General features: G+C 52.9%; 19 protein-coding genes. 10 read left to right on the forward strand and 9 right to left on the reverse strand.

Annotation, left to right across the window (positions count from 1 at the left end):
• Positions 1 to 106 precede the first annotated feature (106 nt).
• Positions 107 to 2,269: a catalase/peroxidase HPI gene (katG, locus tag C2M36_RS15980; protein ID WP_105255745.1), complete on the forward strand. Its 2,163-nt coding sequence runs from the start codon at positions 107 to 109 to the stop codon at positions 2,267 to 2,269.
• Positions 2,270 to 2,313: 44 nt separating this feature from the next.
• Here the strand turns inward: katG and parC are convergent, their stop codons facing one another.
• The 7 genes from parC to C2M36_RS16015 are packed head-to-tail and all read right to left on the reverse strand — an operon-like array spanning position 2,314 to position 10,084.
• Positions 2,314 to 4,611, reverse strand: coding sequence for a DNA topoisomerase IV subunit A (parC, locus tag C2M36_RS15985; RefSeq protein WP_105255746.1), 2,298 nt, complete (start codon positions 4,609 to 4,611; stop codon positions 2,314 to 2,316).
• A 16-nt stretch (positions 4,612 to 4,627) separates the two neighbouring features.
• Positions 4,628 to 5,722, reverse strand: a complete 1,095-nt coding sequence (locus C2M36_RS15990) for a PQQ-dependent sugar dehydrogenase (RefSeq protein ID WP_105255747.1) — start codon at positions 5,720 to 5,722, stop codon at positions 4,628 to 4,630.
• A gap of 54 nt (positions 5,723 to 5,776) precedes the next feature.
• Entirely contained in the window at positions 5,777 to 7,672 is a 1,896-nt protein-coding gene (gene parE / locus C2M36_RS15995; protein WP_105255748.1) for a DNA topoisomerase IV subunit B, read from the reverse strand.
• Positions 7,673 to 7,691: 19 nt separating this feature from the next.
• Entirely contained in the window at positions 7,692 to 8,261 is a 570-nt protein-coding gene (locus C2M36_RS16000; protein WP_105255749.1) for a YqiA/YcfP family alpha/beta fold hydrolase, read from the reverse strand.
• Positions 8,246 to 9,022 (reverse strand): metallophosphoesterase, encoded by a 777-nt coding sequence (locus C2M36_RS16005; RefSeq protein WP_105255750.1) that lies wholly within the window; start codon positions 9,020 to 9,022, stop codon positions 8,246 to 8,248. Before C2M36_RS16005 ends, C2M36_RS16000 begins: the two co-directional genes overlap by 16 nt.
• Positions 9,009 to 9,464 (reverse strand): DUF1249 domain-containing protein, encoded by a 456-nt coding sequence (locus C2M36_RS16010; protein WP_105255751.1) that lies wholly within the window; start codon positions 9,462 to 9,464, stop codon positions 9,009 to 9,011. Before C2M36_RS16010 ends, C2M36_RS16005 begins: the two co-directional genes overlap by 14 nt.
• Positions 9,461 to 10,084, reverse strand: coding sequence for an NUDIX domain-containing protein (locus C2M36_RS16015; protein ID WP_105255752.1), 624 nt, complete (start codon positions 10,082 to 10,084; stop codon positions 9,461 to 9,463). Before C2M36_RS16015 ends, C2M36_RS16010 begins: the two co-directional genes overlap by 4 nt.
• A gap of 183 nt (positions 10,085 to 10,267) precedes the next feature.
• Here C2M36_RS16015 and tolC point away from each other — a divergent pair, with 183 nt between their 5' ends.
• From tolC to C2M36_RS16030, 3 genes are all read left to right on the forward strand, one after another.
• Complete coding sequence (gene tolC / locus C2M36_RS16020) at positions 10,268 to 11,629, forward strand: outer membrane channel protein TolC (RefSeq protein ID WP_105255753.1); 1,362 nt, start codon at positions 10,268 to 10,270, stop codon at positions 11,627 to 11,629.
• An 84-nt stretch (positions 11,630 to 11,713) separates the two neighbouring features.
• Positions 11,714 to 12,646: an LpxL/LpxP family Kdo(2)-lipid IV(A) lauroyl/palmitoleoyl acyltransferase gene (lpxL, locus tag C2M36_RS16025; RefSeq protein WP_442792670.1), complete on the forward strand. Its 933-nt coding sequence runs from the start codon at positions 11,714 to 11,716 to the stop codon at positions 12,644 to 12,646.
• Between the two features lie 43 nt (positions 12,647 to 12,689).
• Positions 12,690 to 13,262, forward strand: coding sequence for a TcpQ domain-containing protein (locus C2M36_RS16030; protein ID WP_105255754.1), 573 nt, complete (start codon positions 12,690 to 12,692; stop codon positions 13,260 to 13,262).
• Here C2M36_RS16030 and glnE read toward each other — a convergent pair.
• Positions 13,259 to 16,126: a bifunctional [glutamate--ammonia ligase]-adenylyl-L-tyrosine phosphorylase/[glutamate--ammonia-ligase] adenylyltransferase gene (gene glnE / locus C2M36_RS16035; protein ID WP_105255755.1), complete on the reverse strand. Its 2,868-nt coding sequence runs from the start codon at positions 16,124 to 16,126 to the stop codon at positions 13,259 to 13,261. The two genes, C2M36_RS16030 and glnE, sit on opposite strands and share 4 nt — an antisense overlap.
• A gap of 70 nt (positions 16,127 to 16,196) precedes the next feature.
• Between glnE and C2M36_RS16040 the strand changes: the two genes are divergently transcribed.
• From C2M36_RS16040 to ruvX, 6 genes are read left to right on the forward strand one after another with little or no spacing between them, the layout of a single operon-like run.
• Entirely contained in the window at positions 16,197 to 17,087 is an 891-nt protein-coding gene (locus C2M36_RS16040) for a DUF350 domain-containing protein (protein WP_105255756.1), read from the forward strand.
• A 15-nt stretch (positions 17,088 to 17,102) separates the two neighbouring features.
• Positions 17,103 to 17,525 (forward strand): hypothetical protein, encoded by a 423-nt coding sequence (locus C2M36_RS16045; RefSeq protein ID WP_105255757.1) that lies wholly within the window; start codon positions 17,103 to 17,105, stop codon positions 17,523 to 17,525.
• 36 nt (positions 17,526 to 17,561) lie between these two features.
• Complete coding sequence (rsmE, locus tag C2M36_RS16050) at positions 17,562 to 18,296, forward strand: 16S rRNA (uracil(1498)-N(3))-methyltransferase (protein WP_105255758.1); 735 nt, start codon at positions 17,562 to 17,564, stop codon at positions 18,294 to 18,296.
• A 56-nt stretch (positions 18,297 to 18,352) separates the two neighbouring features.
• Positions 18,353 to 19,306, forward strand: a complete 954-nt coding sequence (gene gshB / locus C2M36_RS16055) for a glutathione synthase (RefSeq protein ID WP_105255759.1) — start codon at positions 18,353 to 18,355, stop codon at positions 19,304 to 19,306.
• A 14-nt stretch (positions 19,307 to 19,320) separates the two neighbouring features.
• The gene (locus tag C2M36_RS16060; RefSeq protein ID WP_105255760.1) at positions 19,321 to 19,878 is read left to right on the forward strand and encodes a YqgE/AlgH family protein; all 558 of its coding nucleotides are present in this window, start codon (positions 19,321 to 19,323) and stop codon (positions 19,876 to 19,878) included.
• Positions 19,875 to 20,324, forward strand: a complete 450-nt coding sequence (gene ruvX / locus C2M36_RS16065) for a Holliday junction resolvase RuvX (protein ID WP_105255761.1) — start codon at positions 19,875 to 19,877, stop codon at positions 20,322 to 20,324. The genes C2M36_RS16060 and ruvX overlap by 4 nt, the downstream gene beginning before the upstream one ends.
• 70 nt (positions 20,325 to 20,394) lie before the next feature.
• Here the strand turns inward: ruvX and C2M36_RS16070 are convergent, their stop codons facing one another.
• Entirely contained in the window at positions 20,395 to 21,531 is a 1,137-nt protein-coding gene (locus tag C2M36_RS16070) for a PilT/PilU family type 4a pilus ATPase (protein ID WP_105255762.1), read from the reverse strand.
• Positions 21,532 to 21,539 lie beyond the last annotated feature (8 nt).

Consider the following 21,539-nt stretch of genomic DNA (forward strand, 5'->3'; position numbering starts at 1 on the left):
TACCCCACCTTTGGAACTGTATTGGCTACACTTGAGTAATTAGCTTACTTCATCTATGACGGCTGTTGGATGTGGTCCATATTTTAAAACTAACAAGGAAACTAAGATGGCTAAGTGTCCCGTAATGCACGGCGGTCTCACCCATAACGCCGAGGCCAATACCGACTGGTGGCCCAACACCCTCAACCTCGATATCCTCCACCAGCACGATCACAAACCCAATCCTTATGGCGACGACTTCGATTATGGCGCGGAATTCTTAAAGCTCGACCTCGAGGCGGTGAAACAAGATCTTAAAGCCCTGATGACCCATAGCCAGCCCTGGTGGCCGGCAGACTGGGGACATTACGGCGGTTTGATGATCCGCATGGCCTGGCACGCCGCCGGCTCCTACCGCATTGCCGACGGGCGTGGCGGCGCCGGCACCGGCAACCAACGTTTTGCCCCGCTCAACTCCTGGCCCGATAACACCAACCTGGACAAAGCCCGTCGTCTGCTGTGGCCAATTAAGAAAAAATACGGCAACCGCTTATCTTGGGCGGATCTGATCATCCTCGCCGGCAATATGGCCTATGAATCCATGGGCTTAAAGACCTTTGGTTTTGCCGGTGGCCGTGAAGATATCTGGCACCCGGAAAAAGACGTGTACTGGGGCGCGGAAAAAGAATGGTTGGCGCCAAGCGACGAACGCTATGACGACGTCAACCAGCCAACCACCATGGAAAACCCCTTGGCGGCGGTGCAAATGGGGCTAATCTACGTCAATCCCGAGGGGGTCAACGGTCAGCCGGATCCGCTAAAAACAGCGGCTCAGGTGCGCGAAACCTTTGCCCGCATGGCCATGAACGATGAGGAAACCGCGGCCCTGACCGTGGGCGGCCATACCGTCGGCAAGGCACATGGCAACGGCGACGCCACCTTACTGGGCCCCGAGCCGGAAGCCGCCGATATCAGCGAACAAGGACTTGGTTGGAATAACCATACCCAGCGAGGGATCGGCAGTGATACAGTGACCTCTGGCTTAGAAGGCGCCTGGACCAGCCACCCGACCCGATGGGATAATGGCTACTGTTATTTGCTGCTCAACTACGAGTGGCAGTCGAAAAAAAGCCCCGCCGGCGCCTGGCAGTGGGAGCCCATTGATATTAAAGAAGAGGACAAACCGGTCGACACCGAAGACCCCAGCATTCGTCATAACCCGATCATGACCGATGCCGATATGGCGATGAAGATGGATCCCAGCTATCGCCAGATCATCGAGCGCTTCGCCAAGGACTTTGACTACTTCAGCGATGTATTTGCCCGCGCCTGGTTCAAGCTGACACACCGGGATCTCGGCCCCAAAGCCCGGTATTTAGGCGCCGATGTGCCCAATGAAGACTTGCTCTGGCAAGATCCCGTCCCGGCGGTGAATTATATCCTTAGCAATCATGAAATAGACGACCTCAAGGCCAAACTGCTCGACTGCGGCATCAGCCACAGCGACTTGATCAGCACCGCCTGGGATAGCGCCCGCACCTATCGCGGCTCGGACCATCGCGGTGGCGCCAATGGTGCGCGTATTCGCCTGGCGCCACAAAAAAACTGGCCCGGCAACGAGCCGGCACGCCTGGCCCGGGTTATCGAAGCACTGGAAAAATTGCAGGCGGAGCTAAGTAAACCCGTTAGCCTGGCCGACTTAATCGTCCTTGGTGGCTGTGCCGCAGTAGAGCAGGCCGCTCATGCCGCCGGCGTGGCCACCACAGTGCCCTTCTCACCGGGACGCGGTGATGCCAGCATAGAGATGACCGATGGCGATTCTTTTGCGCCGCTGGAGCCCATTGCCGATGGCTTTCGCAACTGGCTCAAACAAGACTACGCGGTGCCCGCCGAAGAGCTGCTGCTCGATCGCGCCCAGCTCATGGGGTTAACGGCACCACAAATGACGGTCTTGGTGGGGGGTATGCGCGTACTGGGCACCAATTATGGTGGCAGCGACCATGGGGTCTTTACCAGCAGCGTCGGGGTGTTAAGCAATGACTTCTTTGTTCACCTCACCGACATGGACTATCGTTGGCAGCCGCGCAGCGATGGCCTTTACGATTTAGTTGACCGCGAAACAGATGTCGCTAAATGGACCGCGACCCGGGTCGATTTGATATTCGGCTCCAACTCAGTGCTGCGCTCCTACGCAGAGTTTTACGCCCAGGATGATAATAAACATCGCTTTGTGCATGACTTTATCAAGGCCTGGGACAAGGTGATGAATGCCGACCGCTTTGATTTGTAAGCCGTTCGCTGAGGCATAAAAAAAGAGGGCTAAGCCCTCTTTTTTTATTCTTCGGTTGTTGCTGCCACTTCGGGCTCTGGCGTATTACCGGCCAGTTCAATCTCACAGCCGTCCACCCGTTGCAGGCCTCTGGGTAACTTGTTACCACGACGACCACGCTCGCCGTGATAGTGCTCAAGATCGCTTGGTTTGAGCGTCAGCTTGCGCTTACCGGCCAACAGGGTAACGCTGGCGCCTTCGGGCACCACCGCCAACAGTTTCACAAACTCCTCACGCGCCTGCACCTTGGCGCTGGGGATGGAAATAATCTTATTGCCCTTACCCTTAGCCAGTTTCGGCAGATCACGCAGCGGGAACAGCAGCATGCGCCCCTCGCTGGAAATCGCCATACAATAGTCGCTGGCAATGTCGCCCACGGCAATGGGCTGCATCAGTAAGCCGCCCTTAGGAATGCTCACCAAGGCCTTACCGTTTTTGTTCTTACTCACCAAGTCGTTAAATTCGGCGACAAAACCATAACCGGCATCGCTGGCCATCAGCAGCATCTGCTCGCTCTCGGCCATCACTGCATGCTCCAAGGTGGCACCGGCGGCAATATTGAAGCGTCCCGACATGGGCTCACCCTGGCTGCGCGCCGAAGGCAGGCTATGAGCGTCGGTGGCAAAGGCGCGACCACTGGAGTCGAGGAATACCGCGGGCTGATTGCTCTTACCCTTGGCACTGGCCTTAAACTTATCACCGGAGCGGTAACTCAGCCCCTCGGCATCGACATCATGGCCCTTGGCCACCCGGGCCCAGCCTTTTTCAGAAAGCACCACGGTCACCGACTCGGAAGGAATAAGATCCTTCTCGCTTAGGGCCTTGGCTTCTTCACGCTCAACCACAGGTGAGCGGCGATCATCGCCATACAACTCGGCGGCTTCCTGGATTTCTTTTTTCATCAGCGTCGACATGCGGCGCTCTGAGCCTAAAGTCAGCTCCAATTTGTCACGCTCTTTGGCCAGCTCATCCTGCTCGCCACGAATTTTCATTTCTTCAAGCTTGGCAAGATGACGAAGTTTTAAGTCCAAGATGGCTTCGGCCTGGGTTTCACTCAGGCCAAAACGTTCCATCAACACCGGCTTGGGTTCGTCCTCGTTGCGGATAATGGCAATCACTTCATCGATATTGAGGAAGGCGATCATTAAGCCTTCAAGAATATGCAGGCGAGCCATAACCTTATCGAGACGATACTGCAAACGGCGACGCACGGTGTCGCGGCGGAACTCCAGCCATTCGCTTAAAATACTGCGTAGATCTTTAACCTGAGGACGACCATCCAGGCCGATCATATTCAGGTTAACGCGGTAGTTTTTCTCTAAATCGGTTGTCGCAAACAGGTGTGCCATCAACGGCTCCACCTTAATGCGATTCGAGCGCGGCACCACCACGATACGGGTCGGGTTTTCATGGTCCGACTCGTCGCGTAGGTCCGCCACCATGGGCAGTTTCTTCGCCGTCATCTGATTGGCGATTTGCTCCAGCACCTTAGCACCGGAACATTGATGCGGCAGCGCGGTGATCACTACCTCGCCCTGCTCCACATGGTACTTGGCGCGCATTTTCAGCGAACCGCGACCCGTGGTGTACATCTTTTCGATGTCGGCTTTCGGGGTGATGATTTCCGCTTCGGTGGGATAATCAGGTGCCTTAACCAACTGCAGCAGTTCGTTTAATTCGGATTTAGGTTTATCGAGCAATAAACAACAGGCATCGGCCAACTCACGCACATTGTGAGGCGGAATATCCGTGGCCATACCCACGGCTATACCTGTCACGCCGTTTAACAGGATATGCGGTAAACGCGCCGGCAGTACCAGCGGCTCTTTCATGGTGCCGTCGAAGTTCGGCGTCCAGTCTACCGTGCCCTGGCCCAGCTCTTTGAGCAACACCTCGGAGAACTTAGACAAACGCGCTTCGGTATAACGCATAGCGGCGAAGGATTTAGGGTCGTCCGCCGCACCCCAGTTCCCCTGACCGTCCACCAGCGGGTAGCGGTAAGAAAACGGCTGCGCCATCAACACCATGGCTTCATAACAAGCGCTATCGCCATGGGGGTGGTATTTACCTAGCACGTCACCCACGGTACGGGCAGACTTTTTATATTTTGCCGCCGCCGATAAGCCAAGCTCGCTCATCGCATAAACAATACGGCGTTGTACGGGCTTAAGGCCATCGCCAATATGCGGCAAGGCGCGGTCCATGATCACATACATGGAATAGTTAAGGTAGGCGTCTTCGGTAAAACGCCCCATAGTAAGCTGCTCTATGCCTTGTTGCGACAAGGTCGTTGTTTGTGTCATTGCTCGTTATCCAAACTTACTTTTTATTATATTGCACACGGTAGATGGCATTGGCGTAATCGTCTGAGACCAGCAGGCTGCCATCGGGCATTTGCACCATGGCCACCGGGCGACCATAGGTTTGCTCATTTTCCATAAAGCCGGTAATAAACGGCGTATAACCCGTCACCTTATCGCCCTCAACCTCGGCGACCATGACGCGGTAACCCGCTTTTTTACTGCGGTTCCATGAACCGTGTTCGGCCACAAAGAGCTGATTTTTATACTTGGCAGGGAACTGTTCGCCGGTGTAGAAATGAATGCCCAGCGGTGCCACATGAGCGCCCAAATTAAGGGCCGGCTGCACATAGTCACTCATGTTCTTACCCTTACCGAATTCAGGATCGGCAATGGTGCCGCCATGAAAATACGGAAAGCCAAAATGTTGCCCGGGCTCGGTTATCACATTGATTTCACAGGGTGGAATATCGTCACCCATCATGTCACGACCATTATCGCTGAACCATAAATTGCCGGTTTGCGGGTGGTAATCAAAGCCCACCGAGTTACGTACACCCTTAGCGATGGTAGTGACTTCCTTGCTTTTCAGATCCAGTGTATACAGCAGACCAAATTCCGGATCCTCGGCACAGACATTACAAGGCACGCCAACCGGAATGATTAAGTCGCCCTTGGGCGAGAAACGGATAAACTTCCAGCCATGATGACGCTTATCGGGAAGCTGGTCGAATACCACTTCCATTTCCGCCTTATCCAACTTGGTGTCTATGTCTTTAAAGCGGACTATACGCTCGACTTCGGCGACATATAAATCGCCATCCTTAAAGGCGATGCCGGACGGCAAATTCAAACCCTCGGCGATTAATACCTGGCGCTCCGCCTGGCCGTCTTTATCGGCATCGATTAACGCATGCACCTTGCCGGCCTTACGCGAACCGGCATAGACAATCCCTGTGTCTGATAACGCCAGCTGACGGGCATTGTCTACGTTCAGGGCATAAGGCTGGATGCTAAAGCCTTCCGGTACCGACAGACGCTCGGTAATATCCGTGGCCTGGGCGCTCCCGACAAAAGCCAAGCCAATTAACGCACTTAAAATTTTATTACCCATGGAAACCTCTCTCTGTGTATTGGCGCCGCAGCACGGCACCCAGATTACTGTTACTTAGAGTTCAACTTCGGCCTTGTCGCCGTGGTTTTCCAACCACTGACGGCGATCGCCGGAGCGCTTTTTCGCCAGCAGCATATCCATCACTTCTTCGGTCTGCTCCGGCTCGTCCAAGGTTAACTGCACCAAGCGACGGGTATTGGGATCCATGGTCGTTTCACGCAGTTGCAGCGGGTTCATTTCACCCAGACCTTTAAAGCGCTGGACGTTAACCTTGCCGCGCTTTTTCTCTGCTTCGATACGATCGAGAATCCCGGTTTTTTCATCTTCATCGAGGGCATAGAACACCTCTTTGCCGACGTCGATACGATACAGTGGCGGCATCGCCACATAGACATGGCCCTGACGCACCAAGGATGGGAAATGCTTTACAAACAGCGCACACAACAAGGTGGCGATATGCAGTCCATCGGAGTCCGCATCGGCGAGGATACACACCTTGCCATAGCGCAGGCCGCTTAAATCTTCGCTATCCGGGTCAATACCTAGGGCCACGGAAATATCGTGCACTTCTTGTGATGCCAGGATCTGTCCCGACTCCACTTCCCAGGTGTTAAGGATCTTACCGCGCAGCGGCATGATCGCCTGAAAGTCTCGGTCACGCGCCTGCTTCGCCGAGCCGCCCGCCGAGTCACCTTCCACCAGAAAGAGCTCGGTGCGCTCGATTTCGCTGCTGCTACAGTCGGTCAGCTTGCCCGGCAGTGCCGGCCCCTGGGTGACCTTTTTACGCACCACCTTTTTCGCCGCACGCATACGACGCTGGGCATTGCTGATACACAGCTCGGCCAGCAGTTCGGCCACGTCTGTGTGCTCGTTCAACCACAGGCTAAAGGAGTCTTTGACCACCCCGGAAACAAAGGCCGCACATTGGCGCGACGACAGTTTTTCTTTCGTTTGTCCGGCAAATTGCGGGTCTTGCATTTTCACCGACAGCACGTAGGAGCACTTGTCCCAGATATCTTCCGGAGTCAGGCGCACGCCTCGTGGTAACAGGTTACGGAATTCACAGAATTCCCGCATCGCCTCAAGTAAGCCTTGGCGCAAGCCATTTACATGGGTACCGCCCTGAGCCGTCGGGATCAGGTTGACATAGCTTTCGGTGATCGATTCGCCGCCTTCGGGCAACCACAACAGCGCCCAGTCTACGCCCTCTGTGCTACCGCTAAATTCACCGGTAAAGGGTTGCTGAGGCAGGGTTTCATAGCCCTTGGTGGCATCCTTGATATAGTCTTTAAGGCCGGCTTCGTAGAACCATTCCTGAGTTTCTTTGGTTTGCTTATTAATAAAGCGGATGCGCAGACCCGGGCAGAGCACCGCCTTGGCCTTAAGCACATGGTTTAATTTGCTCAGTGAGAAGTTTGCCGAATCAAAATAGGAAGCATCGGGCCAAAAGCGTACCGAGGTGCCGGTATTGCGCTTACCCACTGTGCCGGTAACGTGCAGGTCCTGCACCTTATCGCCATCGGCAAAGGCAATTTCATAAACCTGGCCATCGCGGCGCACCGTGACCTCAACCCGGGTCGATAAGGCGTTCACCACGGAAATACCCACACCGTGCAAACCACCGGAGAACTGGTAGTTTTTGTTGGAGAACTTACCACCGGCATGGAGTTTGGTGAGGATCAGCTCAACCCCGGGAATGCCCTCTTCCGGGTGAATATCAACCGGCATACCCCGGCCATCGTCGATCACCTCCAGGGAGTTATCTTCATGGAGGATCACATCCACCTTGCTGGCGTGACCGGCCAGGGCCTCGTCGACACTGTTGTCGATCACTTCTTGACCCAGGTGGTTAGGACGGGTGGTATCGGTATACATGCCCGGACGACGTTTTACCGGGTCCAGACCATTTAATACTTCAATTGCTTCGGCGTTATAGTTCTGCTGGCTCATATTTTTATTCGTTAACAGCCTATGTGGTTAGGGTGATATTTAAGAATCGCGTAATGGCGCCAAAATAGCGCTCAAATCCTACAAAGCGGTGCTCGCCGCCGGGTTCAACAACCTGTTGGCAGAGTTGGTAGTAGTCTACGGCCTGCCTATAGGGTAACACTTCATCACCTTGTTGTTGTAACAAAAACAATAGCTCGGGGGAAGTTAATTGCTCTAAATAAAGTTGTTCCAGCGCCAGCAAATGGCTTTGTTCTAACTGGTAATGATAATCCTGATAAGGGTTGTATTGGGCCCCTAAATAGTCGCTAAACAGGCGCGCCGGGTGCACCGCGGGATTCACCACCACCGCCGGCAAGCCATGGATTTGCGATAAATAGGTGGCGTAAAAGCCGCCCAAGGAGCTGCCAATCAGGGCGGTGTTATCGTCAAGGTGCGCCTCTAGTTGGGCTATGGCCGTTGTCGGGCAGTGACTTAAACGGGGCACTATATACTGCCCGGACCAATTTGCCAGGTGTTCACCTAACTGCACCGCTTTTTGCGATAGCTCCGAGCTGTTGAAGCCATGAATATAGATTAATTTTCTAGCCATACTACCTGAGTCTTGAGTAACCCGTCCTGCTCCACACGTAAGCGCCGGTAGGCCGGGCCTACGCGTTGTTGCTGCCAATCCTGGGTGTGTTTGGTAAATTGAATTGAAGTCGCCGGCGTGCCATAGATAGTTACGCCCTCACAGACACGCTCATATTCGTTATGCGCATGCCCGTGCACCAAGGCCTTCACCTGAGAATGCTCATTGAGTAAATCCAGCAACTGGGCGCCATTTTCCAATATGTGCTTGTCGATATAACCACGCACCGGCAAGGGATGATGATGACCGATTAATATATGCGGGGCATCGCTCACTGCCAGCGCCTGTTTAATGTCTTGCAGGTGCGCTTTGCTGACCCAGCCCGCCGGCGTAGTACCCTTGGTATTGATCAGCAGCAAGTGCGCATAAGGATGACAAATACGCTTACAGGCACTAATTTGCCCCTGACTCATCCTCTCTAAATGGGTTAACTCATCATGATTGCCGGGCACCCAAAACACCGGACACGCCAAGGGACTGGCCGCCACCAGCTCGGCAAACAGGTGATAAGACTCGGCGCTGTGATCTTGAGTGAGGTCGCCACCAAACACCACAAAATCGAAGTCTTCCTCGGCCATGGCCGCCAGGGTTTTAGCCAAATGCTCGGCACAATTAACATTAAAGTATTCGCCGTCTTTGTCGGCAAACACATGGCTATCGGTAAAGTGACCGAAATGCAGCGGCTTAGCCGCGCTGATTAGATGTTCTTTAAACCAGGTCACTGCCACAATCCCAATCCAATACCGCCTCTCCGTGCGAAATACAAAACGTCAGCCAGTCGTGTAAAAACGCATTGACCTGATACTTCTCATCTTTTTGATGCATGCCCACATTCGGGTAGCTGTAGGCGGGCTTGATGCGGCTATGATAATCCGGGTGCACCACCTCGGCCACCCGGGCATCGTGATAGATGCGCACATTCATCGGCGGCGTAAACATACCGGCAATGGCGCCGCGCACCTGAGTAATACAAATATCCGTGGTGTACTTGGCCATCTGCTCTATGTCGACTTGATAGCGCTCATGACGAATATCCAACAGGCGCGACGCGCCCCGACATTGCTGCTCGGGGAGAATGCGCAGGACATTGGCATAATTGCGCTCACATAGAGTGAGATACTTGGGTAATGATTGTATATACCCGGCTCTTCTTTTTACCGTCACGGTTTATTCCACTGCTGCAAGATACGCTGCTCGTTGAGTGCCAACCATTGTAGACTGATCACCGTGGCAGCGTTATCGATTTCACCACTGTTCAGGCGTGCCAGGGCTTCGTCCAGACCGAGCACATGCACCTTGATGTCTTCGCCTTCATGATCCAGACCGAAAATACCCCCGGCCTCGCTGAGATCCGTTGGCGCCAGGTATAAATACAGACGCTCGCTGGTGCCCCCGGGACTGGACAAATATGACAGCATAAATTCCAGCTCTCCCAGCTCAAGCCCGGCTTCCTCTTGCGCCTCTTTACGCACCACGGCTTGATAATCTTCACTGTCATCGGCCATGCCGGCAATACACTCCAGTAACCAGGGGCTGTCTTTGCTGGCCATGGCGGCGATGCGGATCTGCTCAACCAGTAGCACCTGACGACCGCGGGGGTCATAGGGTAAGACCGCCACCGCATGGCCCCGTTCAAATATTTCCCGCTCTATGGTGTCGCTGCGACCGCCGGCAAAAAGCGCATGGGTAAATCGGTACTTATCCACTTTAAAGAAGCCGTTGAACACTCTTTCGGTGCTTTCAACCTGCACATCTTCGTTTTTAAAACTGTTGATTTTATTCATATAAAACAAACCGATTACGTAAAGTCACAAAATCAAAGGTAAACGACACCGTTTATCCTTCCGCAAAAAATAAATTCTGTTACACTTAAGCATATATTATTTACGCTTTTGCTTTTCAATATCGTGCCCAAACACGGTAACATGCAGATAATTCGCAATATATTCCTAAGGACTGTACTGATAATGAAAAAGACACTGTTAACGACATTGCTAGCGCTTAGCTTTAGCTCTTACAGTCATGCTGAAGACCTGCTCCAGGTTTATCAAATTGCCCTTGAAAATGATCCTGTGGTTCTAAAAGCCAAGGCCAATGCCGAAGCACAACAGCATAACACAGACCGAGCCTTGAGCGCCTTGTTGCCACAAGTCGACTTTTCAATGGGCTATACCAAAACCGATAATGACGGTTACGATATAGATACCGATTCGGGTCAGTTAATGTCTCTCGACACCGAGCGCGATACCTTTTCTCGTCAGATCAGCCTTAACCAAGCCATTTTCAATTTGAATGCCTGGCGTTCACTGGATATCGCCGACAAACAGGCACTGCAACAGCAGACCGTTTATGACCTGGCACAGCAAGCATTGATCGTGCGCGTATCGCAAGGCTACTTTAATGTCCTCAGCGCCATCGACACCCTGGAATTTGTGCAGGCGGAAAAGCGCGCCATTGAGCGTCAGTTAGAGCAAACTAAGCAACGTTTCGCCGTGGGCCTGACGGCTATTACCGACGTTCACGAAGCTCAAGCTCAGTTCGATAACTCGGTTGCCCGTGAAATCGTTGCCAAAAACGACGTTGAAACGGCCCGTGAACAGCTTCGTGAAATCACAGGTAAATACCATGCCAAGCTTGATACCCTGGACACAGAGACCTTCTCAACCGTGCAGCCAACCAAGCAAAACACCGATTTCGTTGAGCTTGCCAAGCAAATGAACTTAGAGTTGCAAGTGTCTAAGGCCACAGTCGATATCGCCAAGCAGCAGATTGACCTGGCGCAAGCGGGTCACTACCCGACGCTATTTTTGAACGCATCTTACGGCGACTCATTAACCGATACCGAAATCAACACCATGGGCACCACCATCAACCGTGATCATGTGCCTCGTGAAGATCAAACAACCGTGGGCCTGAGCTTTAACCTGCCACTTTACTCAGGTGGTGCCACGGTAGCCTCAACCAAACAGGCTCGCTCTTTGTATGTCGCTGCCAGCGAAGACTTAGAAGCAACGCTGCGTGCCGTGACCCGTTCGACCATCACCTCGTACAATCAGGTGGTATCGGATATCGCCACTTACAAAGCCCTTGAGCAGGCGGTAATTTCGGCGGAAAGTGCACTGCAAGCAACCGAAGCCGGTTTCGAGGTGGGCACACGTACCATAGTCGACGTGCTGGTAAGCACCCAGAACCTGTACAACGCCAAGCGTAACCTGGCCAACGTGCGTTACCGCTATGTGGTTTCAACCCTGGCGTTGAAACAAGCGGCCGGTACTTTAACGGCGCAAGACTTAGAAGCCATCAACCAAGGCTTAAAAGCGCAAAACTAAGACCACAGACAAAGCCAGCCTCAGCGCTGGCTTTGTTTTGCCAATATAACGTATACTGAGCGCCATTCGTCATGATAAATATCAATGCTTGTGGTTAACAAAACATCCTTCCAACTGGCTTTTTTTGCCCCGAAATACTGGCCTAGCTGGCTATCCGTTTTCTTACTCTATACCCTCAGTTGGTTACCTCAATCCTGGCAACTGGCGCTGGGACGAGCACTTGGTCGCCTTGTTTATCGCTTAATGAAAAAGCGCCGCAAAATCGCCGAAGTGAATATTGCCCTGTGCTACCCCGACCTAAATGCCGAGCAGCGCGCCGAGCTGGTGCTGAAAAATATGGAAAACACCGGCATGGCCATTTTCGAAAGTGCCATGGCCTGGTGGTGGCCCGATTGGCGTATTAAGCGCATATTCGGCTCGGTCACCGGCTTAGAACATGTTGATGCCGCCCAGCAGCAGGGTCAAGGCGTACTCTTGTTGGTACCACACATGCTGCATCTGGAAATGGCTTCACGCATCATGGGCGTCAAGCGCCGTGGTATTGGCTTTTACCGCCCCCATAACAACGCCCTGATGGATTACTTCACCACCAAGGGTCGACTGCGTTCTAACGAATACTTGGTAGGCAAACGCGACGTAAAAAGCTTGCTCAAGGCACTCAAGGATAAAAAATTCTGCTACTACTTGCCGGATCAAGACTATGGCCGCAAACGCAGTGTATTTGCACCGTTTTTTGCCGTACCCGATGCCGCCAGCACCACAGGTACGCTGATTTTTGCCGCCAGCAAATATTGCCAAACGCTCAGCATCAGCACGCGCCGTGACGAGCAAGGTAAATATCATTTAGCGGTGCAACCGGCGCTGGAAAATTTCCCCAGCGGCGATGAAGTGGCCGATGTGACTCAGGTTAACAAGCGCATGGAACAAGCAATCAACATGGCCCCGGAGCAGTACATGTGGTTGCACCGACGCTTTAAAACCCGTCCGGATAAAAACGCGCCCTCGTACTACCGCTAATAACCCGGGCCCTAAAAAAAATAATAATAAGGAAGGTGCAGTAATGTGGTTTTGGATTAAACATTTGTCTTTGGCGGCTATCTTAATTTTTGCCGCCGGTTATTTTTTACTAGGCGATGGGCCCATGTTTAAAAACCAACAGAACAATGCCGCCGCCTCCGGGTTATCGCAATTTTATGCCAATATTAAAAGCTCGGTGCGCAGTGCCACCGAACGCGACAAGTATGTGATTGCCTTGGGCACTCCCAACAATAATCTTGATGCTCAACTAAGCCAGCGTGTTGGTACGGTGCAGGCCACCGATTTGCGTTGGCAAGGCAGCGTTAAAGTGCGCCGCTTTAGTGCCGGCGCGACCTTGAAAAAGGCGATGTCGGATTTTGCCAAGGAAGAAGGGGTGGTGTTTTACTGGCACCTTGATAAAGACTATGTCATCAAACATCCGTTTCGTGTCGATGACACCTTTGTTGCCACCCTGCATCAGGTGGGCAGAGCCATCGACAGCGATTTTGAAAGCGATGTGCACTCCTTCTTTTGCCCCCAACAGCGGGCGGCACTCATTACCGAGCGCCCTTCCGCCTATGTGCGGGACAACTGCATTAAAACCATCGCTCGCTAGTGCATCGGTGGCGGCGCCAACAACGCCGCCCAAACGCCACTGACACTGGCTATCTCCTGTTGCACATCGACCTTAGCAACCAGCTTCTCCTGATTACGCAGACTCAATACATGGTACAGACCACGATAATGGCAATAGGCATGGATCAGTTGCTGTGCCTCGCGCTCGCTAATGCAATCATAAGCCGCGGCGATTTCTAAAATGCGAATATTGTCCGAATAAGTAACCAGTTGCGGATGCTCCGCTGCATACGCCAATACCAGGTACTGAGTGATAAACTCGATGTCGGTCATGCCGCCATGGCCTTGCTTGAGGTCGAACATAAGTTCATTGTCTCGGCTCAGATGCTGGCGCATTTTCTCGCGCATCTGCGACACATCTTGTTGCAGCGCTGCCTTGTCGCGGCTTTGTGTCAAGATACTATGGCGTATCTCACCAAAGCGCGTGGTCAAATCCTGACTACCGTAAATCACCCGCGCCCGCACCAGGGCCTGATGCTCCCAGGTCCAGGCCTGAGTTTGCTGATAATGTAAAAAGCTCTCGATATTAATGGCCAGAAGTCCGGATGAGCCCTCGGGACGCAAACGGGTATCGAGTTCATACAAGATACCCGAGCTGGTGCGGGTGTTGAACAGGTGCATCAGGCGCTGCGCCAACTTCAAATAGAACTGGCGCGCCGAAATCACCTTGTCACCGTCGGTGTCGGAATCACCATCATGATTGTGCACAAACACCAGATCGAGATCCGAATCGTAACCCAATTCCAGTCCGCCGGCCTTACCATAAGCTATTACCGCAAAGCCCTTGTGCTCATCATCCCTGCCCTCGGGGCGACCAAAACGCGCCACCATTTGTTGCCAGGCCAAATTCACCGCCTGCTCCACTATCGCCTGCGCCAAGGCGGTCAGGTGGTCGCTGACCTTCATTAGCGGCAGCACGCCGGTGGCATCGGCGGCGGCAATGCGTAACTGCTGCGTCTGTTTAAACTGACGCAGTGCTTCCATTTGCAGCTCAAGATCCTGCTCATCAATGCGTAAAAAGTATTGCCGGATCTCATTGGCGTAGGCGTCCAGGGGTAAGGGTTTGTAGAGCTCGGCCGGGTCGATCAGTTCATCGAGCAATATTGGATAATGGGCAATTTGCTCGCCTATCCAACGGCTGTGGGCGCACAAACGAACCAGCTGTTGCAGGGCTCCCGGGTTTTCCAGTAACAGCTCCAAGTAAGTGGTGCGCGACATGATTTTATCGAGCACATTCGTCACCAGGGCAACTACCTCGCCGCTGGCACTGATTTTTTGCAACCGCGCCAGCACCTGAGGCATCAGCTTGTCGAGGGTATCCCGACCGCGCTTGCCGATGGGCTGCTTGCTGACGCGCTCACGAAAATGCTGCAGGGGCGCCTGCCAACTCGCCCTTTGCTCCGGCTCGGGCACAACATCGCTCAACGCCTCGATGTCGCCATGCTCCCAGGCCAGCACATAGCTGCTGTCAACGGTGGCGCTGGGCTCCTGCTCAAAACCTATGACCTGTTCAAATTCATTGCGAATGCGCGCCATCGCCGCGTCAATAAGAGCCCGTGCACCCTGCTCATCGGGCTGAGCCAACAAATGGCTTAAACGCAGCCAGTCCTGTTCATTATCAGGCAATTGCTGGGTTTGTTGATCGGCAAACGCTTGCAGGTACTGTTCAACCCGGCGCAACAAGGCGTAGTCATGCCACAACTGCTGATATTGCTCGTCGCTAAACACCGCCAAGGACGTGAGTGCCTTAAGCGCCTGATGCAAACCCGCAGTCTGTAGCTGCCGCTCGCGACCACCGCGAATGAGCTGCAGCGCCTGCACTACGAACTCCACCTCACGAATACCACCGGCCCCAAGTTTAATATTATCGACCAGACCCTTGCGCCTGACTTCCTGAGCGATCAGCGATTTCATCTTACGCAGCGACTCGATCACCGAAAAGTCGATATAGCGACGATAAACAAAGGGTCGCAGCAGGGTATAAAATTCCTGATGGTAGGCGCTGGCGCTGCCAATCAAGCGGCCCTTAAGCATGGCATAGCGCTCCCACTCTCGGCCCTGCTCCTGGTAATAATCCTCCATGGCGGCAAAGCTCATCACCAGCGGACCACTGTCGCCAAAGGGGCGTAAACGCATGTCGACTCGGAACACCCGGCCATCGGCGGTGTGCTGATCCAGCGCCGCAATCACCTTTTGCGCCACCTTGGTATAAAACACCTGAGCCTCAATGCTGCGACGCCCGCCCTGGGTCGACACCGACCGCGGGTAGGTAAAAATCAAATCGATATCGGAAGAATAATTAAGCTCAAAGCCACCTAGCTTGCCCATGCCTAAAATCAGCATAGGCAGGCGCTCTCCCCGCTCATCAAATGGCTCACCGTTGAGCCTGGTCACCTGCGCATAGGCCCAGCAATTGGCGGCATCGATCAACTTATCACTCAACTCGGAGACATAACGCATGGAGTCGGCAATGTCGTTGGCACACACCAAATCCAGGTAAGCCACATGCAACCAATATTGCTGTCGATACAAACGCAAGCGGCGCATCGCCTTAACATCATCCACTTCTTCAAGAGGCTCACTGAACACCTCGGGCGCCGCATAGGAGGCTTGCTGCTCGGGAGCCAATAGCCACTCACCCCAGTGGGGATGGGCGCTGAGCACCTTAAAGGCAAAGTCACTGAGCGCCAGTAATTGCACCAAGGGCGACCGCAGGGGCGCCTGCAAGGGCGCCTGCAAGGGCGCCTGCAAGGGCGAGCCCATTTCTTGCGGGTTATATATCTGTTGATAGCGACTTTCACCAAGTTGTTGTAATAACGTGGGAATAGTTATGGCTGCTGGCATGAAATAGCTCTCTTTTAAGTTACGGCCAAGCGTACTAGAATGAAGTCAAAGTTACTCTAATGTAGTCAGTATGACGTATTTTACTTTGTCAAACGAGTCCCTCTACACTTTTGCAATTTGCTTTGCGGCCATTGCCTTAGTGTTGTTTTTGCTGCGTATCTATACTCAGATCAAGGCAAGACAAACCCTCAGTGAAGAGCTGGCCCAGCGCGATAACTTCGCCCTCGGCATCAGCTACGCCAGTTATTTGCTCTCCCTGGTACTGGTCATCGGCTACCTGCTGGACGACTTCTCCCTCGCCGTAATGAAGCAATCACCCTGGAAGGTGCCCTTTTTACTGCTGCTGATGTTGCTGTTTATCAAGGTCGGTCAGGCCATACATCGCAAGTGGATCTTAAGTCGTTTTAACGAAGAAAAGGCGATTTTAAAACAAAATGTCTGTGCGGCCATGGTCGACTCCGGCATGCTGCTAGGCAATAGCATAGTGGTTATCGGATTAGTTAACTGGTCACAAACCAATAGCCTATACTCTTTGTTAGTGGTGTCTGTCAGCTTTTTAATGTTGCAGTGCATGTTTGCCTTGGATAGCAAAATTCGCGAGGCGCGCTTTGCTAAATTTAACCAAGGTGCCTCATTGCAGAATAACTTTAATCTGGAAAATACCTCTATCGGCATCCGCTATGCGGGCAAGTCGTTGGGACTGGCGTTGGCCATCTACGCCGGGCTGGCCAGCGCCACCTATCACAGCGGAAAAATGGTTGAAAATGTCTTTACATTGGCGGTGCACTGCGGTCTGATGTGGATATTGGTGATGGCGATGTCACGGGTCGTACTTTTAATCGTGCTCTATCGCGTCAATACCGGTGTAGAAGTTGATCATCAGGATAACGTCGGCATTGCCGCGGTTGAGTTTTCGGTGCACTGCGCCATGGGCTATTTACTGATTCAATTTTTTACCTAAGGCATAAGGGCCTTCATGAATTTAAGCAATTTTCTCCTGCTCGACAGTGACCCTTTGTTAAGCCGTGCCTTTTGCGCCCGAGTTGACAGCTCACAAGTGATCGTTGCCGGTGCCAACACCCGTCACATGGTCAAACTTATGTTTGACCAGCAGGCCAAGGATTATTGCTACTGTGATTTTGAAAATGAAATTAGCGTCGCCGAGCTTTCCAGCTATTTATCGCGTCATCACAAGATTGCCGGCGTGCTTATTTTTGCCGAGGTTTATGAGCACGCCAGCGACACCTTCAAATGGGTAATAGACTCCCTGCATCCCAAACGCTACCTCATCGAACAACATGACCAACATTACCATCTTGAACCTCTAGACACTCCCTTTCGCCACAACCACTTAAGCTGCAATCAGGACCCAGATTCACTTGCGCATTTAGGCGACTAGTTTAGACTGTCGCAAAACCCCCTTTAGAGCATTCATATGAGAGTTCCGCATATTTATGAACCGGCAACCCTAGAGCTAGGCATTGAGCTCGACCTAGGTGATGACGCCGCCGGACACATTGGCCGCGTGCTGCGCATGCAAAGCGGCGATCAGATCAGCCTGTTTAACGGTGAGGGAGGCGAGTATTTATGTGAAATCCTCATTGCCAGTAAAAAGCAGGTGCGAGTTAAGGCGATTGAATTCAAAGACTTCGAATGCGAATCACCCTTGGCTATTCACCTTGGCCAGGTGATCTCCCGCGGCGATAAAATGGATTTCACCATTCAGAAATCGGTGGAATTGGGTGTCAGTGAAATCACCCCCTTATTTAGCGAGCGCTGCGGCGTAAAATTAGCGGCCGACCGGCTTGCGAAGAAGCATCAACAATGGCAGAAAATCGCCATTGCTGCGGCAGAGCAATGTGGACGTAACCAGATCACCACCATACATGAGCCCATGCCTTTGGAACAATGGCTGCAGCAAGTCACCAATGCCACTAAACTTACCTTACACCCCCGCGCCGAGCACAGCATTAAAACCTTGGCCGCACCAAGCTCAGGGGTGCGCTTTTTAGTTGGTCCGGAAGGCGGCTTTAGCGATGAAGAGATAGCCTCAAGCCACAATAATGGTTTTATCGATATCCGTCTTGGCCCACGGGTACTGCGCACGGAAACAGCGGCGTTAACCGTACTCAGCGCACTGCAGTTGGAATTTGGCGATCTCGGCAATTGATTTTGCCCACCGCCAACCCCATTACATAGTTAGAATTTTTTTAAGCGAGCATAGCAATGGCAATAAAACTGGGCATTATTAGCGACCCGATTTCAGGATTTAACATTAAAAAAGACACCGGCTTTGCAATGATGATGGAAGCACATAAGCGTGGTTATGAGCTTTATTACATCGAAATGGACGACCTGTTTTTACGTCAGGGTCGTGCCTTTGCTCATGCCGCCAAGGCCGCAGTGTTTGATAATCCAGAGAAATGGTATGAGTTGCAGCCCCAGAGCGATATTGCCCTAGGTGAACTGGATATTATCCTGATGCGTAAGGATCCGCCCTTTGATACCGAATACGTGTATGCCACCTATATTTTAGAGCGCGCCGAGCTGGAAGGTGCCCTGGTGGTGAATAAACCGCAAAGCCTGCGCGATGCCAACGAAAAGCTCTACACCGCTTGGTTTAGCGAGTTTACCCCGGACACCCTGGTAACGCGCTCGGCCAAGCAGATTCGCCAGTTCCTCGGCGAGCATGGCGACATTATTCTTAAGCCCCTGGATGGCATGGGCGGTGCCTCTATTTTCCGCGTTAAGCAAGACGATGCCAATATCGGTGTGATCATCGAAACCCTGACCGAGCACGGCAGTCGCTATGCCATGGCACAAAATTATATCCCAGCGATCAAAGACGGCGACAAGCGCGTATTGGTAGTAGACGGTGAGGTGATCCCCTACTGTTTGGCCCGTATTCCACAAAAAGGCGAAACCCGTGGCAATCTCGCCGCCGGTGGCCGCGGTGAGGTACGCCCGCTTAGTGATGACGAGCGTCGTATCGCCGAAGCCCTGGCGCCAACCCTAAAAGCCAAGGGCTTGCTGTTTGTTGGCCTGGACATTATCGGCGATAAGCTCACCGAAGTGAACGTCACCGCCCCGACCTGTGTGAAAGAAATCGAGGGCGAAACCGGTATTTCTATTACCGGACAGTTTTTTGATGCGTTGGAGCGTAAGCTCACGCCAGCTTAACCTAAGGTAAGCCTATGCAATCATTAGCGAACCACTTTTTAGTCGCCATGCCATCGATGCAAGATCCCTTCTTCAAGCACGCGGTGGCCTACATTTGCGAGCACAATGATGATGGTGCCATGGGGCTGGTGATCAACCAGCCCATCGATGTCACCGTGGGTGAGTTGCTCGACAAGGTCGAAATCGATAACGATAAGAGCAGCCAGGCGGCAGGCCATCAGGTGTTTGCTGGCGGACCGGTGAAAACCGACCGTGGTTTTGTACTGCATACCCCTAAACCCGGCTACGCCTCTTCGCAGGAGCTAAGCTCGGAGATCATGATCACCACCTCCAAGGACGTGCTCGCCAGCTTGACCACCAGCGATGCGCCGCAGGACTTTATTATCACCCTGGGCTATGCCGGCTGGTCCGAAGGCCAGTTGGAGAAAGAGTTGCTGGAAAATACCTGGCTGATCATCGAGGCCGACCCGCAGATCATCTTTAACACCCCCATTAGCGAGCGCTGGCACAAGGCCCTGGCTTTGGTGGGAATAGATGCCGACAAACTGAGCCTGGAGGCCGGACACGCATGAGCCAAAACAGTAAAACGCCGCCGGGACAACGCAGTGTAATGGGTTTTGACTTTGGCACCAAAAGCATAGGTGTGGCCATTGGTCAGGAGCTGACCGGCACCGCTAATGCCCTGCGTGCCATCAAGGCCCGTGATGGCATTCCCAACTGGGAGGATATTCGCGCCCTGGTGAACGAGTGGCAGCCGGATTTACTGGTGGTTGGCCTACCTTTGAACATGGATGGCACCGAGCAAGACCTCACCCACCGCGCCCGCAAATTTGCCAATCGCCTGCATAACCAAACCGGATTGCAAGTAGACACCCAGGACGAGCGCCTGACCACGGCGGCGGCCAAGGAGCAGTTATTTGCTTCCGGAGGTTATCGCAATCTGCGCAAAGACAACATCGACAACGCCTCGGCGGTGCTGATCCTCGAAAGTTATTTTTCGGCGGCCTACGGCGACTAAGGGCAGTAAGTTAGTGGGCTGATACAATAAGGGCGACCCTGAGGTCGCCCTTATTATTTATGCAGGTGTTTTAAAACTTGTCGTCGTCGCTGCTTAGGCCGTCAACGGTAACCCCTTGAAGGAAACCAGCACCCTGCTGATCGTTATTACGCAACTTGATCATTAAGCGCAGATCGTTTGGCGAGTCGGCGTGGTGCAGCGCATCGGCATAGCTGATACGTTTGTCCTGATAATGGTTGAACAACGCCTGGTCGAAGGTTTGCATACCGATTTGCGTCGACTTTGCCATCACCTCTTTAATCGAACCAATTTCACCTTTTTTGATAAGCTCAGCCACCATGGGTGAATTCAGCAACACCTCGATAGCGGCAACACGACCCTCACCGTCCGCGGTGGGTACCAATTGCTGAGCAATAATGGCGTGCAGGTTCAGTGCCAGGTCGTATTTCAACTTCTCGTGCTTTTCTTTTGGCACCAGGTGCATAATACGGTCGATGGCTTGGTTAGCGTTGTTAGCGTGCAGGGTCGCCACACACAGGTGACCGGTCTCGGCAAACGACAGGGCATATTCCATGGTCTCTTGTGAACGGATCTCACCGATAAGGATCACATCCGGAGCCTGACGCAGGGAGCTTTTCAGCGCCGCTTCAAAGCTTTCCGTATCCAGGCCCACCTCACGTTGAGTAATAATACTCTTACTGTGTTCATGAACGAATTCGATCGGGTCTTCAATGGTCAGAATGTGACCCTTTTGATTGCGGTTACGATAACCCAAAAGCGCCGCCATTGAGGTCGACTTACCTGTACCAGTACCACCTACAAACAGCACCAGGCCGCGCTTTTTCATGATCACATCGGTTAATACCGACGGCAAGCCCAGGTCTTCCGCATTAGGAATAACCGTGTTAATACGACGAATAACCATACCCGCCTGGTCGCGCTGCCAAAAAGCCGAGACCCGGAAGCGGCCTTCTTCGGTGGCGATGGCAAAGTTACATTCTTTGCTGTTGTGGAATTCATTGATTTGCTTGTCGGTCATGGCCGACTCAACCAGGGTCAAAGATTCCTCGTCGCTCAATACATGGTCGTCCAGCGGCGTGAGCTCACCGTTGACCTTGGCGCTCACTGGCAAACCACTGGAAACAAATACGTCCGACGCCTCTAGGGCGACCATCTTTTGCAGGTGATGTGATAATGGCTGTAACATTGCTGAGT

The organism is Pseudoalteromonas sp. T1lg75, assembly GCF_002964705.1.
GTDB lineage: Bacteria > Pseudomonadota > Gammaproteobacteria > Enterobacterales > Alteromonadaceae > Pseudoalteromonas.

Bases quoted from the DNA above. Each gene is read 5' to 3' on its own strand.
- katG (WP_105255745.1), top strand. From the start codon at position 107: ATGGCTAAGTGTCCCGTAATGCACGGCGGTCTCACCCATAACGCCGAG.
- parC (WP_105255746.1), bottom strand. From the start codon at position 4,611: ATGACACAAACAACGACCTTGTCGCAACAAGGCATAGAGCAGCTTACT.
- C2M36_RS15990 (WP_105255747.1), bottom strand. From the start codon at position 5,722: ATGGGTAATAAAATTTTAAGTGCGTTAATTGGCTTGGCTTTTGTCGGG.
- parE (WP_105255748.1), bottom strand. From the start codon at position 7,672: ATGAGCCAGCAGAACTATAACGCCGAAGCAATTGAAGTATTAAATGGT.
- C2M36_RS16000 (WP_105255749.1), bottom strand. From the start codon at position 8,261: ATGGCTAGAAAATTAATCTATATTCATGGCTTCAACAGCTCGGAGCTA.
- C2M36_RS16015 (WP_105255752.1), bottom strand. From the start codon at position 10,084: ATGAATAAAATCAACAGTTTTAAAAACGAAGATGTGCAGGTTGAAAGC.
- tolC (WP_105255753.1), top strand. From the start codon at position 10,268: ATGAAAAAGACACTGTTAACGACATTGCTAGCGCTTAGCTTTAGCTCT.
- lpxL (WP_442792670.1), top strand. From the start codon at position 11,714: ATGCTTGTGGTTAACAAAACATCCTTCCAACTGGCTTTTTTTGCCCCG.
- C2M36_RS16030 (WP_105255754.1), top strand. From the start codon at position 12,690: ATGTGGTTTTGGATTAAACATTTGTCTTTGGCGGCTATCTTAATTTTT.
- glnE (WP_105255755.1), bottom strand. From the start codon at position 16,126: ATGCCAGCAGCCATAACTATTCCCACGTTATTACAACAACTTGGTGAA.
- C2M36_RS16040 (WP_105255756.1), top strand. From the start codon at position 16,197: ATGACGTATTTTACTTTGTCAAACGAGTCCCTCTACACTTTTGCAATT.
- C2M36_RS16045 (WP_105255757.1), top strand. From the start codon at position 17,103: ATGAATTTAAGCAATTTTCTCCTGCTCGACAGTGACCCTTTGTTAAGC.
- rsmE (WP_105255758.1), top strand. From the start codon at position 17,562: ATGAGAGTTCCGCATATTTATGAACCGGCAACCCTAGAGCTAGGCATT.
- gshB (WP_105255759.1), top strand. From the start codon at position 18,353: ATGGCAATAAAACTGGGCATTATTAGCGACCCGATTTCAGGATTTAAC.
- C2M36_RS16060 (WP_105255760.1), top strand. From the start codon at position 19,321: ATGCAATCATTAGCGAACCACTTTTTAGTCGCCATGCCATCGATGCAA.
- ruvX (WP_105255761.1), top strand. From the start codon at position 19,875: ATGAGCCAAAACAGTAAAACGCCGCCGGGACAACGCAGTGTAATGGGT.
- C2M36_RS16070 (WP_105255762.1), bottom strand. From the start codon at position 21,531: ATGTTACAGCCATTATCACATCACCTGCAAAAGATGGTCGCCCTAGAG.